The following is a 14,379-nucleotide window of genomic DNA, read 5'->3' as shown; positions in this document are numbered from 1 at the left end:
GATCACAAAGCAATTATTGGATATGTTTATACTCAATATATCAATTAAATTTGAAATATAAATTACATAAGCAATTGGAGGCTACTGGCATGGATCAATTTACTTTTACAGATATGAAAAAAATAAAGAGAAAAAATTTAGGTAATGTCGTACCTTTAGAGCTTTTCAGAACGATCAGACTGATTGGTTTATATCAAGCGTTACCCATGAATGGTAAGGGTACAACGTTGACTATAGGAAGAAAAATTGGGGAAGAATTTGGTGTTACCTCGGTTAATGAACTATTCGAGTTATTCGAAGAATTGAAGATAGGGATTCCTATAATAACCCATGAAGATGACAAGGGGATGACGATTGCAGTACACGATTGTTTCTGCGAAGGGTTACCTATTATGGAAGGGAAAATGGTTTGTGACCTGGAGGGGGCCATTATCGAAGGAGCACTTACTAAAATTCGTGGGAAACGAGTTTCCGTCCGGGAAATAAAATGTAATGTTAATGGGGATGAATATTGCGAATATATCGTCAAATATTAAATCATATATAAAAGCGAGTAAGCGACCTTTCAATTTTAAAAGGTCGTTTTTTTATGAAGAAGTTGTGATGGAATTAACATTCATTTAACATGGCTCTTATGCTGAAATGATATAACAGTTACAAATAGGTGAAAAGGTGGCTGTTAGATGAAACTTAGCAAAGAGGAAAAATCATGGATTTTATATGACTGTGGTAATTCAGCCTATTCGATGGCGGTTACAACTGCATTATTGCCTATTGTATTTGGCATGTTTTCAAATGTTAACAGCAGCATGGATTTAGGGTACTTTAACTCCATTGCTAGTATTCTTGTGGCTATCCTTAGTCCGATTTTAGGCACGATCGCAGATTACAAGGATAAGAAAAAGCGCTTTTTCTTATTTTTCTCTTTGATTGGTGTGCTGGCTACGGCTTCGTTGGCGTTCGTTGCACCTGCGAGCGGGCAGTGGCAGTTATTGATTGTGTTTTATATCCTGTCTGTTATAGGTTTTGCCGGAGCCAATATTTTTTATGACTCTTTTCTTGTGGATATAACCACTGATGAAAGGATGGATAAGGTATCCACAAAAGGTTTTGCTTATGGATATATCGCCAGTGTCATTCCATTTGGCATCAGCCTGCTATTGATTCTGTTTATGGGGATGGAGAAGTCGATCGGTTATCAGATTGGGTTTATCATTACTGCCCTTTGGTGGGGGCTGTTGACCATACCCATGATCAGAGATGTGAAGCAGAGATATTATATTGAGCCTGAACCAAGACCTGTAATCAACAGTTTTAAAAGACTGGGAGACACCTTTAGGAATGTTAGACAGCATAAAGTTGTATTTGTTTTCTTAATTGCGTACTTTCTTTATATTGATGGGGTAGATACGATTATTAAAATGGTAGTGCCCTATGCCACATCGGTTCTGGGTGCGGATGCTTTTGACACCTTTACCTTACTGGGGATATTATTAGTTATCCAGATCATCGCTTTTCCTTCTGCAATCCTGTATGGTAATCTCGCCAAAAAATACTCCGCCAGGACTTTGATAATCGTGGGAATTGTTACATATATCATTTCCTGCATCGCGGCTTTTTTTATCACTTCAGTGTGGCATATATTTATTTTAGGTGCGCTAATTGGTTCCGCTCAGGGAGGCATTCAGGCGCTCAGCAGGTCTTATTATGCGAAGATCATTCCAAAGGAGAATTCCAATGAATTCTTTGGTTTTTACAATATTTTTGGTAAGTTCGCGGCCATTGTTGGTCCTGCTGTAATGTCTTTAACAACAACATTAACAGGTAATGCTAAATTTAGTATTTTAGCGATTATCCCACTTTTTATTATTGGATTATTCGTATTTATAACTTTACCTAAAGAGCAGCCTGAACATGACGAACCTAAGGGGCTTATTCTATGAAGTCAATTAAAGCACAAACGGCTATGGCCAAGCATTTAATCGTCATCTCTTACGATGCCTTTTCAGAAGACCACTGGGCATTGGCCAGCCGGCTTCCAAACTTAGCGGAATTAATTAAAAACGGAGCCCATAGCCATAAATTGAAAAGTGTGTATCCCACGCTCACATATGTAGTGCATACCACCATAGCAACCGGTGTATATCCGGATAAGCATGGCATCCATCACAACAATCCGTTTCAGCCTTTTATTAAGGAAGAGGAGCAGAATTGGTTCTGGTTTAGAAATGCGATCAAGGTGCCAACGATTTACGATGTTGCGCGCGAGCATAAGATGAGCACAGCCGGAATCCTATGGCCAGTATCGGGTAAATCCTCCATCCAATACAATATACCTGAAATCAGAGCCATCAAAAACGAAAATCAGGCACTGAAGATATTAAAAAGCGGAAGCCCCTTATACTGCGTGGATATGGAGCTGAAATATGGCCGGATCCGCAAAGGGATTGAGCAGCCCTATCTGGATGACTTCACGACCAAATGTGCTATAGACACGATTAAGCGCAAAAAACCTAATCTTCTAATGATGCATCTGATCGATCTGGATGATGCCAAACATGCTTATGGAACTGACAGTGACGAAGTGAAGCAGGTAATCACACGTATGGATAAAAGGTTAGGCGATATTATGCAGGCAGTGGATGAAGCGGGGATGAAGGATGATACGATTTTTTTAATTTTGGGGGACCATGGCCAGTTTAATGTTAGGTACAGAGTGCATTTGAACAACCTTTTGCAGGAAAAGGGCCTGATCTATGAAGAGAACGGCGAAATGAAGTGGAGAGCTTACTTTCAGTGTGGGGGTGGAGCGGCTTACTTGCATATCCGGCAGGGCGATGAAGAAGCTGAGCAAATAGCATTAGCTGTTATTGGAGATCATATGAGAGATGAATCCTCAGGTATAGAGAAATTGTATGCTAGAGATGAACTGGATTATTTTCATGTGGGCCAAACCACAAAGTATATGCTTGAGGCTAAGAGAGGTTATTGTTTCGACGAAAGTATGGATGAACCAACGATTGTTGATTTGGACAAACAAGGCGTTAAATTTGCCACGCATGGCTATTCTCCTGATAAAGACGGCTATAGATGCAACTTGGTTGTCTCTGGGGAAAAGATTAGAAATGGGCATCCTATAGGGGACATCGAAATGGTAGATATAGCCCCCACGATGGCAAAGATTTTAGGGATTGATTTTAATCCAGGTGACGGAAGACCTTTAGAGGAAATTTTTATGGACTAAATTAAGCAATGTGAAACGGAGAAATTCAATGATTGAAACGCGAAAACAGAAATCAAATAAACTCAAGATATTCTCAAAAGTATTCATGATTATTATTGGGGCGCTAATAGCTGCCTATGGTCTAGAATCTGTATTGATACCCAACAATGTCTCAGATGGAGGTGTCACAGGTCTAAGCATCGTTGGCTCTGAACTGTTTGGCTTACCGCTAGGGCTGCTAATTGGCATAATTAATATTCCTTTTGTGTGGCTAGGATATAAGCAAATTGGTAAAAGCTTTGCTCTTTATTCCGTTATCGGTATTGCTTCACTGGCTATTGGCACTAGTCTTATGCATCATGTACCGACGATTATAGAAGGTGATACCTTATTAATTACCGTTGTTGGCGGGATTATTATCGGTTTTGGTATGGGTTTAGCCTTACGTAATGGTGGAGCATTAGATGGGATAGATATGTTAGCTGTCTTACTTTCACGAAAATTACCTTTTGGGACCAGTGATTTAATCTTATTTCTAAATATGTTTGTCTTTATTGTTGTTTCAACAGTATTTGGCCTACAAGGAGCTATTCTATCAGCGCTTGCTTATTTTATTGCTTCTAAGGTCATTCATATTATTGAAGAAGGTTTGAGTGGCTCTAAAACGTTTAAAATCATCACTATTCAACCGGAAATCATGGTCGAGACTATTCGTGACCGATTGGGTCGTGGAGCAACTTATACAGATGCTTATGGCGGCTACTCAAATGAACAATTCAAAGAAATCACTTGTGTCATTAACCGTCTGGAAGAAAGTAAAATAAAAGATATTATTCGTGAAATTGACCCTAATGCCTTTGTAGTAGTCTACGATGTTGCAGAAGTTAAGGGCGGCAGTTTCAAAAAGAAAAATATTCACTAATGACTATAAATCGCGTTGGAGAGAAGCTAATTATGCTCTTGCCAGCGCGTTTTTTGTTTTCTTTGAAGGAGAGGAAAGGCTTGGTATAGATTTAATATAATTAAAGTCGGAATACCTACTTTAACAACATGCTTATACAATAGAATTAATAAGGTTGGAGAGGGGGCATGGATATGGATGATGTTCATAAAGACAAGATTTTAATCAAAAATGAAAAGCTTATTAGCATGGTCATTGAACGGGTTAAGAGAGATTTTTCTGATGATATTGCAATTATAGGGCTTACAGGTTCTTTTAGTACTGGGGATTTTCATGAAAAAAGCGATCTTGATCTAATCATAATTAATAACACAGAGCAAGGCTGGGGGATATCTTCGTGTTTTATTTTGGATGATATTGGATACGATCTATATTGTACGCCATGGGAAACAAGGATAGAAGATCAAGCCAATCTCGAGAGTCCAATGATTTCATGTCTGGTGGATTTACAGGTGTTATACTGTGCAAAACCCGAATATTTGGAAAAGCTAAATTTATATAAACAGAGAGCACTCGATGCTCTGGCCATGCCTATAGGGAGAGAATGTATCAGTAGAGCGAAAAAGTGTATAGACATAGCAAAACAGGAATATGCGAATACATTACTTTCTGCAGATATAGGAGCAGTAAGGTATGCTTCAAGCGAAGTTTTATACAATTTGTTAAATGCGCTAACTCATTTGAACAATACTTATTTCAAACGGGGAATTAAGAGATATTTGGAGGAAATAGCTACGTACCGTTATGTTCCTGATGATTTTGAAAAGACATATATGGCTGTGATAGAGGCGAAGACTATCGATGAAATCAGAAGTGCAGTATATAAGGCACTTAAAAACATCAATGATTTATATAATAAAATGTATAAGGATTTTGTAGTGCAGCCTGTCCCAAGCTATGATAATCTTGGCGGAACTTATGAGGAATTATGGTGCAACTACCGCAATAAGATTATAGCAAGTGTAGAATCGGGTGATAGATCGTATGCGTATCTTGCAGCAATGGGCATACAAGGTTTTCTTGATGAAATGACAGAATGGAAGGGAACTAAAAAGTTTGATATCATGCAGTATTTTGATTCTGACCATCTTCAAGTCTTTAAAAATGAGATTCTGAAGGTCATGGATGAATATCTGGAGGAATACAATAAGGTAGGCAGGAAAGTCGAACGATACAATACTTTCGAGCAATTATATAACGAATATATGAAGGTATAGAAAATAGCCCACTACCAATCTTTGGATTGGAGTGAGCTATTTTTTATTTGACAAGAAAACTTGGCGTATTATAATAATGATGACAAGAAAACTTGTCATCATCTTTTCAATTTGAAAGGAGAAATTTTTATGAAAAAGGAAGAAATATTAGAAAAAAGCAGAAATGAAAAAGGAGACGAAGGAAAAGAATTTGTATTTGCTAAAGGCAGAAAAAGCGGATTCATTGGAATGTTGATTGTATTTTGCATTCTGAGTGTCTTCAGTTTATATAATCATAGTCAGGAAACAAATCTTGCATTAAAAGCCTTGATAGCCATGTTTTTTGGATATTTGAGCTGTGAAGGTCTTGGGATGTATTCTGTAACTAAGAAAAAGATGCATTTACTCAATTTCATTTTAGGATTAATTATAAGTGTTTCGTTTTTGTTTATTTACTTTTATGGGATGAGTGATTAGTATGAGTGAACCTTTGGTTTTAAAAAATAAACTGCGCGAAGCAAGAACGGAACAAAAATTATCGCAAGCACAATTGGCAGAAATGGTGGGTGTCTCAAGAAATACTATAAGCTCGATTGAAACCGGACAGTTTAACCCTACTGCAAAATTAGCTTTGATTTTATGTATTGCGTTGGATAAAAAATTCGAAGAATTATTTTATTTTGATTAAAATCAACAGAAGTTTTTCTGGGTTTAACTCTAGATGTCAGAAAAACAGCGATACTCCATCATTGGAGATCGCTGTTTTTTTTTTCAGTCAATTATAGCTTACTCAGGAATTTACAGGGTTCTGTTCAACAGATTTGGGTGTAAAAGCTCTTCGAACAACCTTCGTTAATTCCATTAGGATGAGGGAGCCGAGGGCTAAGCCTGCTGCAATCAGCCACTCTGACATTCCAAATGAAGCCGGAATCGAGAAGATTTCTCTAACTCCTGGCAGAACCGCAATGCCGTAAAAGGCAAAGCAGACCAGAACGGCTCCGATGACGTATTTGTTGCTGAAAAGGCCAGCTTCAATAGCAGTTTGACTGTTCGAACGGGCGGCAAAGGTCTGCAATGTACGAGACAAGATCAGGGTTGTGAATGCCATAGCTACGCCCATATCAGGCGAATCCTGAAGTCCGATATACAGGGATATGATAACAGCTATACCTATGAGTAGACCACGAGTGACAATGGCCTGCATCATTCCTCCTGCGAATATTCCTTCCTTGAGCTCTCTTGGTTTTCTGTTCATCACATTAGGTTCAGGTTTTTCCATCCCAAGAGCTATGGCGGGCAGAGAATCATTCGCCAGATTGATGAATAGAAGCTGAATCGCTGTGAAAGGATTAATCCAGTTGAAAATAAGGGCAAAGAGGATGGCGATAATTGCACCCAGGTTACCTGAGAACAAATAGGCGATCGCTTTTTTAATATTGTCAAATACCGTTCTGCCCACAGATACAGCATTGACAATGGATACAAAATTATCATCGGTCAAAATCATGGCAGCCGCATCTTTGGCAACATCGGTTCCACTGCCCATGGCAACTCCGATATCTGCTTGTTTCAAAGCAGGCGCGTCATTTACACCATCACCGGTCATGGCTGTTATTTTGCCTTTCCGCTGCCACGCGCGGACAATTCTGATCTTGTTCTCCGGAGAGACACGGGCGTAGACACCGATCTGTTCAAGTTTTTGATCAAGTTCCTCGTCAGACATGGCATCGAGTTCTTGGCCGGTTACGGCAATTTCATTCTCAGTCATCAGACCGATATCGCGGCCGATCGCTTGTGCGGTTGTCTTATGATCACCGGTAATCATGATGGTTCGGATTCCAGCCTTCTGAGATTCTGCGATCGCGCCGTAGACAGCTTCCCGAGGTGGATCAATCATAGCTGTCAAACCTACGAGCACTAGATTTTGTTCATCCTCCAATCCGACTTCAGTAACTGTATTTGGTACGGTTTTGTAGGCATAGGCAAGTACACGGAGTGCTCTGCTGGAGAACTCCTCATTGGCTTCGAAGAAGCGTTCAAGAACTTCTGGTGTCATCGACACTTCTTTTCCACTTAACAGTACATGCGAGCATAGACCAAAGAGCACATCGGGTCCACCTTTAGTAATCATTGCTTTTTGTCCGTTAAAAGTATGCAAGGTCGTCATCAGCTTGCGATCCGAGTCAAAAGGTAGTTCGGCTTCGCGAGGGAAATTATCGCGTATTTCCTTATAATCTTTATTCTTGCTGTTGCTGAAGGCAATAAGTGCTACCTCTGTAGGATCACCCAGCTCTTTACCATCCTCATTAATGTTAGAGTCGTTGCAGAGCACGGCAATATGCAGGAGCCGCCGGGCTTCTTCAGACCATTCTTCAGGCGCTTGATTGAATTGATCACGGTCACCTTCTGGAAGAAAGTAATCTACAACAGTCATTTTATTCTGGGTGAGGGTACCGGTTTTATCTGTACAGATGACACTGGTTGACCCAAGGGCTTCGACAGCGGGTAGCTTACGAATAATCGCATGTTGCTTAGCCATCTTATTAGTACCTACGGATAGGACAATAGTTACTATTGAGGAAAGAGCTTCGGGAATCGCAGCAACCGCCACAGCGACTGCAAACATTAACGCATTCAGGATAGCTTCTGTTGTATCCACAGTCTCATTCGATAACCAAACACGTCCGGCCTGGATGGCAAAGATTACAATGGACAGGAGTATAATTGCTACCCCCAGCTGCTTGCTGAATGTTTCGAGCTTGCGCTGCAGCGGCGTTTGCTTGGCTTCGGCGCTTTCAATGAGTTCAGCAATTTTTCCGATTTCGGTAGTGAGTGCAGTTCCCGTTACTACTAGCGTTCCGCGGCCATATACAACTAGTGAACCGCTGAACGCCATATTACGCCGGTCTCCAAGCGGAGATTCTTTCGCGATGATATTTGTATGCTTTTCCACAGCTTCGGATTCTCCGGTTAGCATACCCTCATTTATTTTTAAGCTTTCCGATTCTATAATCCGGCCATCGGCGGGTACGAAATCGCCGGCTTCCAGCCAGACGATATCACCGCGTACAAGTTCCCTTGCCGGGACGGTTTTTAATTCTCCATCACGCAGCACTTTGGCCTCGGGGGCTGACATCTGCTGCAAGACATCAAGTGAACTCTCCGCTTTACGGGTCTGGATGACACTTATAACTGCATTGAGAATCAACACGAGGAAAATAATAAGCGACTCCATAACTTGTCCCATAACAATCTGGACAATGGCGGCTATAAGCAGTACGACTACCATAGGGTCTTTGAAGTTTTCAAGAAAAAGCTTCCAAACAGGATCTTTTTTCTTTCCTTTTAATTCGTTAAAACCATAATCTTTTAGACGATTGTCGACTTCTGCCGAAGTAAGCCCGTTAGCTGAACTCTGAACATCCTGTAAACTGTCGGCTACATTGTTGCGGTAATATTCCACTAATGATAGCTCCTCTCTGCTGTGCTGTGTCTTTGTTCTTAAAAATTACGGTTCAAGCCGGGACAAGTTTCAAAATATCGAGCTGCATAAACTGTTTTCACATTATAAATGTGTCTTTTGAGCTTGAAACTGGACTGAGCATTGAGCTTGACGTATAGTATTAATACTGTCGAATCTTGTAATAAATTGAGTTCTGAACTAGATAGAAATTTGGAGGAACCTCGTGAAGTTTACATTCAAGGAAGAAAAAATATATGTAAATCTGGTTCGTTTCGTTGGGTCATTGCTCTTAGCAATTTCCTATTACAAAGATTATAGCGGTCAAGGATTCATTAACCTTCTAGGTGGTCTGATCGTGTTGTTGCTATATATGGTGTTGATTTGGGCAAAAAACGCTTGGTGGACTGAAGTGAAATATTATGCTGTTACTTTTATAATGATTTTGATTATATTAGTGCTTCATTATGTTTTTGGCTCACCGAATACAAGTTTACTATGGCCGCTTTATTTTATTATCCTATTTATGAATCGAGTTTATCCCCGTGTTTCTTTTATTGTTGGAATCACTACACTTACTGCTGTTTTTCTGATTTATTCATTGTCCTTAAGCAGTTTTTTAGGGCTGCTTTGTGTAATCCTCGTAGCGCGAAGTATAAAAATCAGAAGAGATGCTCACTACTTAACAACGCTCCACCTTGAAGAGTTAAATAAAACTCATAAAGAGCTGGAGGCTACGCATAACGAACTTCAAGAAGCTATGGTTCATTCGGTACGTTATGCAGCTTTAGAAGAAAGAACCCGGCTTGCCAGCGAAATTCATGATGGACTGGGTCATCAATTGACTTCACTGATAGTACAATTGCAAGCCCTTCAGATTATGCAAGTAAATGATCCTAAAAGAGCAGCTGAGTCCACCAGCCAGTTAATTACTATTGCTCGTCAAGCTATGGCGGAAGTTCGAGTTGCGGTAAAGGAATGGTCAAATGACGAAATGGGTTTAGGGCTAGTTGCTTTAAAAGGCCTCGTAGCCCAAACTCAAAGCAGATCTTCTATACAGTTCAAACTTAATCAAAAATCGGAAGTCACAGAGTGGCCTATTGAAACAAGTATCGTGTTATATCGAGTTCTGCAGGAGTCATTAACCAATGTGCTTCGTCATTCAAATGCGACTATTGCCAGCATTGATATTGAAGAAGTAAACGATACGATTTACCTTACGGTCACAGACAATGGAGTAACTGCTAAAGAAGAACCTTTAAATTTAGGGTATGGTCTAAATGGCGTAACAAAGCGGTGTAAAGCATCGGGGGGCTACTGTTTTTTTTCGTCTATAGAACCTCATGGCTTTCGCCTGCAGGCAGTCGTTCCCGTTGCATGTAGACCTATTGTGGAAGAGAAGGAGTAGTTCACTTGGATAAAATAATTAGGATTGTACTTGCTGACGATCAGCCTTTCGTCCGGCAAGGATTAAGGTACATTATAGATTCACAACCTGATATGGAATGCGTAGGAGAAGCCTGTGATGGGGAGGAAGCTTACCTTGTTTCACTTGAAACTAAACCCGATATTGTGTTAATGGATATTCAAATGCCTAATTCCTCGGGGCTTGAAGCAACTCGCAAAGTTCTCCGTGTAAGTCCAGAAATTAAGATTGTACTTCTAACCACTTTTGATGTTCAAGCCTATGTTATTGAAGGGATACGTGCAGGCGCAGTAGGGTACTTGTTGAAGGATACGGATATGCAAGAAGTTCTTGCGGGAATACGCTGGGCGAATCAAGGTAATGCAATTTACAGGACACCTACTGCAAGTAAGGCGCTTATAGCAGCCATTTCGAGTGATGCTAAACTAAACAAAACAGAGCAAGCATCAGATGATTTTTCTGAATCTCTGACCGAACGTGAACTTGATGTACTCCAACAAATGGCATACGGGCGCAGGAACTCTGAAATTGCGGAAATTCTGAATATTTCACAGGGCACGGTTAAGACTCATATTCATCGTATTCTCCAAAAGCTTGAGGTCGAAGATCGTACACAAGCTGTTGTATTGGCTATACGGACAGGGATGGTAGAGTAACAGAGGGAGAAGTTGTTCTATAAAAAAAATAGCCATGTAGTTAGAAAGACCGGCCACAACCGGTCTTTTTTTGTTTTGTTTGTGGGGTCTGCTCAAACATTGTATATCTCTAGATAGAGGTATCGTTGCTTATAAATCAATCGCTGTGTAGATGTGTTAGTCCCTATGATTTTTTATTATTAGTAAGGCAACACAGTGGAACTGCAACGCTCTATACAAGGAGGAAATATAATGCACATTACAGTCACACAAGTAATTTCAAGCACACCATCATGGGTGTGGATATTATTCATTCTTTTGTTCATAATGGGGATTAAAAATTCTCAGGAACGGCCTGTTATTTTTTCACGGATGTTTATTGCCCCGCTTATTTTTATGGCATGGGGATTACGGACAATAACAACTACTTTTCCTCAATTAGGTCTAACGTTGACGAGTTATATGATCTTTATCATTCCAGGTTTCCTGATTGGCTATCTTTTAAATAAGAGGTACCAATCCTTTGTTAGAAAAGAATCAGTAGTGTTCAAAAAGAAAAGTTATCTTCCATTATTTATTGTCCTACTGAATTTTATTGTTAAATATATTCTGAATGTGATGTCGATTTTTTACCATAGCAGCGTATTTCATATCATTTATTCTTCAGCAAATGGGCTAACTGTTGGATTGTTTTTTGGAGGTATCGTATATACCTTTTATATGCAATGTAAGCTTAAAAACTCTATAAGTGGCAGAAGGGGGATCAATTGATCTCGTTAAAAGAACAAAATAAGACCTGTCTGATGACAGGTCTTATTTGTCTATACTTTCCTATTTGTTAGCGCCCGAATTAGCCGGCTCATGCAATTGCCCTGACTCACGGTGCCTCCGACTCATGAATACCAAAGACAATGCAATTACCGTGAGGATAACCCCAAGGACTTGAAATCCCGCGAAGCTAAACTTACCTCCCATTATGATACCTATTAACAATGAAGAGAGAATGGTTCCCAGGTATCTCGATGTATTAAATAATCCGGAGGCAACACCGATGATTTCTTTTGGAGAACTTTGGAACAAGGCTGCTTGCAGGCCGACATTGTTCAATCCGTTGCTAATACCAAATGCAGCTAAAGCCACACATACACTGATCACCGGTGAAGTCTGATTTAAGGTCACAAGCCACACTGATCCCAATGTCATCAGGACCCCGGACACCAGCAATGCTGGCCGGGGTCCTGATCTATCGATCCAGCGTCCTGCTATTGGAGCAGTAACCAGCGAGCATAATCCCAGCGTTAGCATGAGAATCCCAGTTTGGAATTCACTGACATGACGTACCATTTGCAAGTAGGATGGAATCCCGAAAAAGAGTGAGTAAAAAAGTACATTAACGAGCATGAATTCAACATTAACCCAAGTCATTGCCGGATATTTGGCAAATGTACGTAAAGGAATAAAGGGTGACGCCGCTTTTAGCTCATGCCGGACGAATGCCCCCAGCAGAATGAGTCCTGTTAGCAAGGTAATGACATGTATTAATGAGATATGTCCGGATGATTTTGCTGAAAGCAATCCAAGGAGCACGCCAACCAGCCCCACAGTGAAGAGCAGGATTCCTGACGCATCAATCAAATCAAACCATTTGCGCAGGGACATTCCCCGGGTAATGGTTGTTGACGGTTCGTCCTTGGGGATATGCCTCCAAGATAATAGAAAGCTCGCCACCACGAATGGAATATTGACGAAAAAGATAGCTGGCCAGTCCCACCAGTGAATAATAACCCCGCCAATAAAGGGTCCAATTGCTGCCGCGCCGGATAGGAAGATGGATAAAACAGACAGTGCGGTCGCTTGTTTCTCCGTAATATGAATCCGCACAATGGCCATTCCAACGGCAACCATCATGCTAGTTCCAATGGCTTGCACAATACGGAACACGATGAGACAGCCAAAGTTTGGGGAGAGAGGAGCTAATAAACCTGCAATGAAGGATACGACAAGCCCGGTAAGAAATATTTTCCTCCGGCCGAATAAATCGCTGGCCTTTCCCATGACAGGTTGAGCGATGCTGCTTGCAATGTAAAAAGAAAAAATAATCCAGGAAACACCTGTATAGTCAAGCTGGAATACATTTTGCAGCCTTGGAATAGCCACAGACACCATCGAAGAATTTAAAGGGTTCAATAAAATCCCCAGACCTACTGAAATCATTAACCACCTGTTGCGAACACTCATTTTAAATCCCCCTAAAGCTTATTAATGTCATCGTACTTGAAATCGATTATTCATTCCAACGCATTTTATGTTATGATCTCATTGACTTGAGGGAATGAATGGAGGTGCGAAATGGAACTTCTGCAACTGCAATATTTTCTCGCGGTAGCTCGGTTGGAACATATGACTGAAGCTGCACGAAATCTACACGTTACTCAATCTTCACTAAGCAAAACGATTCAGCGTTTGGAGGAGGATCTGGGGGTACCTTTATTCGATCGGGTAGGAAGAAAGCTGCGACTGAATGAGTCCGGAAGCCGGTTCCTTCGCCGAGCTGAAAGGGCATTATTTGAATTGGAGCAGGGAAAACAGGAGCTTAGCGATTTATCCAGTCCTGAACATGGCACACTCGAATTAGCGGTGACGACCGCAAGCACATTACCCAATATCCTGCGAGAGTTTCGGAAAAAGCGGCCTGATATTCAATACCATGTGCAAATGTTGACCATGCAGGAAATGGTTACACTTCTTAATAGAGGAGAGGTTGATTATTGCTTATCCTCACCTCCAATAAAAGGGGATGACATCGAATGTCAAATCGTCTTTATCGATCCGATTCTTGTGGCTGTTCCAAAGGGGCATCGGCTGGCTAATCGAAGCAGCGTATCTTTGACAGAGCTAAGGGATGAATGGTTTGTTGGTGTAAAGAGTGGCTATGGTACTCGCGATTTAATAGACTCTGTATGCAAATCGGTAGGATTTGTGCCTAAATATGTGTATGAGGGGGATGAACCTGCAAGGCTTAGCACTCTTGTGGAAGCTGAAATTGGCTTAGCTTTCATACCAAGCACGGCACGGAATTCACGGGAAGATATCCAATACCTCCAAGTAGAGAATCACGAATTGGAAAGGGAGATAGCTCTATTGTGGCACAGGAGCCGGTACATTTCTCAGGCTGCTTTGGAATTTCGGGAGGTAGTTGTAGAATATTTTGGAGCGTTATCCAAACAGACAATTTAATTACGCCGCAGAACAAATAACAAACCAAGTCCCCGTTACCTTCCGTTACGTTCAACGGTCCGCAAGTGGGGTTTTCTTTTGGGTTAAATACGTAGAATCTTTAATCATACATACGTTTTCCTATAATTATGGGGGGTAACACCTTTAATATTAGCGTAGTAGTGCGTAGCAGCGAGGCTGTAAAATAGTGTGAGTACACATGAAAGCGTTTACATAAAAGGAGGGGGTCTGTAAGTAAAAA

13 protein-coding genes are annotated in these 14,379 nt (G+C 40.8%); 11 read left to right on the top strand and 2 right to left on the bottom strand.

The features are described 5' to 3' along the window. Positions 1 to 89: 89 nt before the first annotated feature. The 7 genes from MHH49_RS02725 (at position 90) to MHH49_RS02695 (ending at position 6,068) form a co-directional block, all read left to right on the top strand. Positions 90 to 536 (top strand): V4R domain-containing protein, encoded by a 447-nt coding sequence (locus MHH49_RS02725; RefSeq protein ID WP_076104743.1) that lies wholly within the window; start codon positions 90 to 92, stop codon positions 534 to 536. A 147-nt stretch (positions 537 to 683) separates the two neighbouring features. Then, positions 684 to 1,943, top strand: a complete 1,260-nt coding sequence (locus tag MHH49_RS02720) for an MFS transporter (protein ID WP_076104742.1) — start codon at positions 684 to 686, stop codon at positions 1,941 to 1,943. Beyond that, entirely contained in the window at positions 1,940 to 3,244 is a 1,305-nt protein-coding gene (locus MHH49_RS02715; RefSeq protein ID WP_076098889.1) for an alkaline phosphatase family protein, read from the top strand. Before MHH49_RS02720 ends, MHH49_RS02715 begins: the two co-directional genes overlap by 4 nt. A 28-nt stretch (positions 3,245 to 3,272) precedes the next feature. Then, on the top strand, positions 3,273 to 4,145 hold the full coding sequence (locus MHH49_RS02710; RefSeq protein ID WP_036675789.1) for a YitT family protein: 873 nt from the start codon (positions 3,273 to 3,275) through the stop codon (positions 4,143 to 4,145). Between the two features lie 173 nt (positions 4,146 to 4,318). Further along, positions 4,319 to 5,401: a nucleotidyltransferase domain-containing protein gene (locus tag MHH49_RS02705; RefSeq protein WP_076144518.1), complete on the top strand. Its 1,083-nt coding sequence runs from the start codon at positions 4,319 to 4,321 to the stop codon at positions 5,399 to 5,401. A gap of 129 nt (positions 5,402 to 5,530) precedes the next feature. Next, positions 5,531 to 5,857, top strand: a complete 327-nt coding sequence (locus tag MHH49_RS02700; RefSeq protein WP_036675787.1) for a DUF6442 family protein — start codon at positions 5,531 to 5,533, stop codon at positions 5,855 to 5,857. 1 nt (position 5,858) lies between these two features. Continuing rightward, entirely contained in the window at positions 5,859 to 6,068 is a 210-nt protein-coding gene (locus MHH49_RS02695; protein WP_036675786.1) for a helix-turn-helix transcriptional regulator, read from the top strand. A 102-nt stretch (positions 6,069 to 6,170) separates the two neighbouring features. Here the strand turns inward: MHH49_RS02695 and MHH49_RS02690 are convergent, their stop codons facing one another. Further along, positions 6,171 to 8,843, bottom strand: coding sequence for a cation-translocating P-type ATPase (locus tag MHH49_RS02690; RefSeq protein WP_341137861.1), 2,673 nt, complete (start codon positions 8,841 to 8,843; stop codon positions 6,171 to 6,173). A gap of 223 nt (positions 8,844 to 9,066) precedes the next feature. Between MHH49_RS02690 and MHH49_RS02685 the strand changes: the two genes are divergently transcribed. The 3 genes from MHH49_RS02685 (at position 9,067) to MHH49_RS02675 (ending at position 11,672) form a co-directional block, all read left to right on the top strand. Then, a complete protein-coding gene (locus MHH49_RS02685; RefSeq protein WP_036675782.1) occupies positions 9,067 to 10,248 on the top strand; it encodes a sensor histidine kinase in 1,182 nt (393 codons plus the stop codon). Between the two features lie 5 nt (positions 10,249 to 10,253). After that, positions 10,254 to 10,922: a response regulator gene (locus MHH49_RS02680; protein WP_076098888.1), complete on the top strand. Its 669-nt coding sequence runs from the start codon at positions 10,254 to 10,256 to the stop codon at positions 10,920 to 10,922. A gap of 231 nt (positions 10,923 to 11,153) precedes the next feature. Next, positions 11,154 to 11,672, top strand: a complete 519-nt coding sequence (locus MHH49_RS02675) for a DUF6622 family protein (RefSeq protein ID WP_076098886.1) — start codon at positions 11,154 to 11,156, stop codon at positions 11,670 to 11,672. A gap of 60 nt (positions 11,673 to 11,732) precedes the next feature. On the opposite strand, the gene MHH49_RS02670 is transcribed toward MHH49_RS02675, so the two are convergent. After that, on the bottom strand, positions 11,733 to 13,139 hold the full coding sequence (locus MHH49_RS02670; protein ID WP_076098885.1) for an MFS transporter: 1,407 nt from the start codon (positions 13,137 to 13,139) through the stop codon (positions 11,733 to 11,735). 111 nt (positions 13,140 to 13,250) lie between these two features. Between MHH49_RS02670 and MHH49_RS02665 the strand changes: the two genes are divergently transcribed. After that, positions 13,251 to 14,138, top strand: coding sequence for a LysR family transcriptional regulator (locus MHH49_RS02665; RefSeq protein WP_036675776.1), 888 nt, complete (start codon positions 13,251 to 13,253; stop codon positions 14,136 to 14,138). Positions 14,139 to 14,379 lie beyond the last annotated feature (241 nt).

It is taken from the genome of Paenibacillus sp. FSL F4-0122 (assembly GCF_038002845.1).
Classification (GTDB): Bacteria; Bacillota; Bacilli; order Paenibacillales; family Paenibacillaceae; genus Paenibacillus_AQ; species Paenibacillus_AQ odorifer.
Note: the sequence above shows the minus strand (reverse complement) of the source record. Positions and strands in the feature narration are given on the sequence as shown.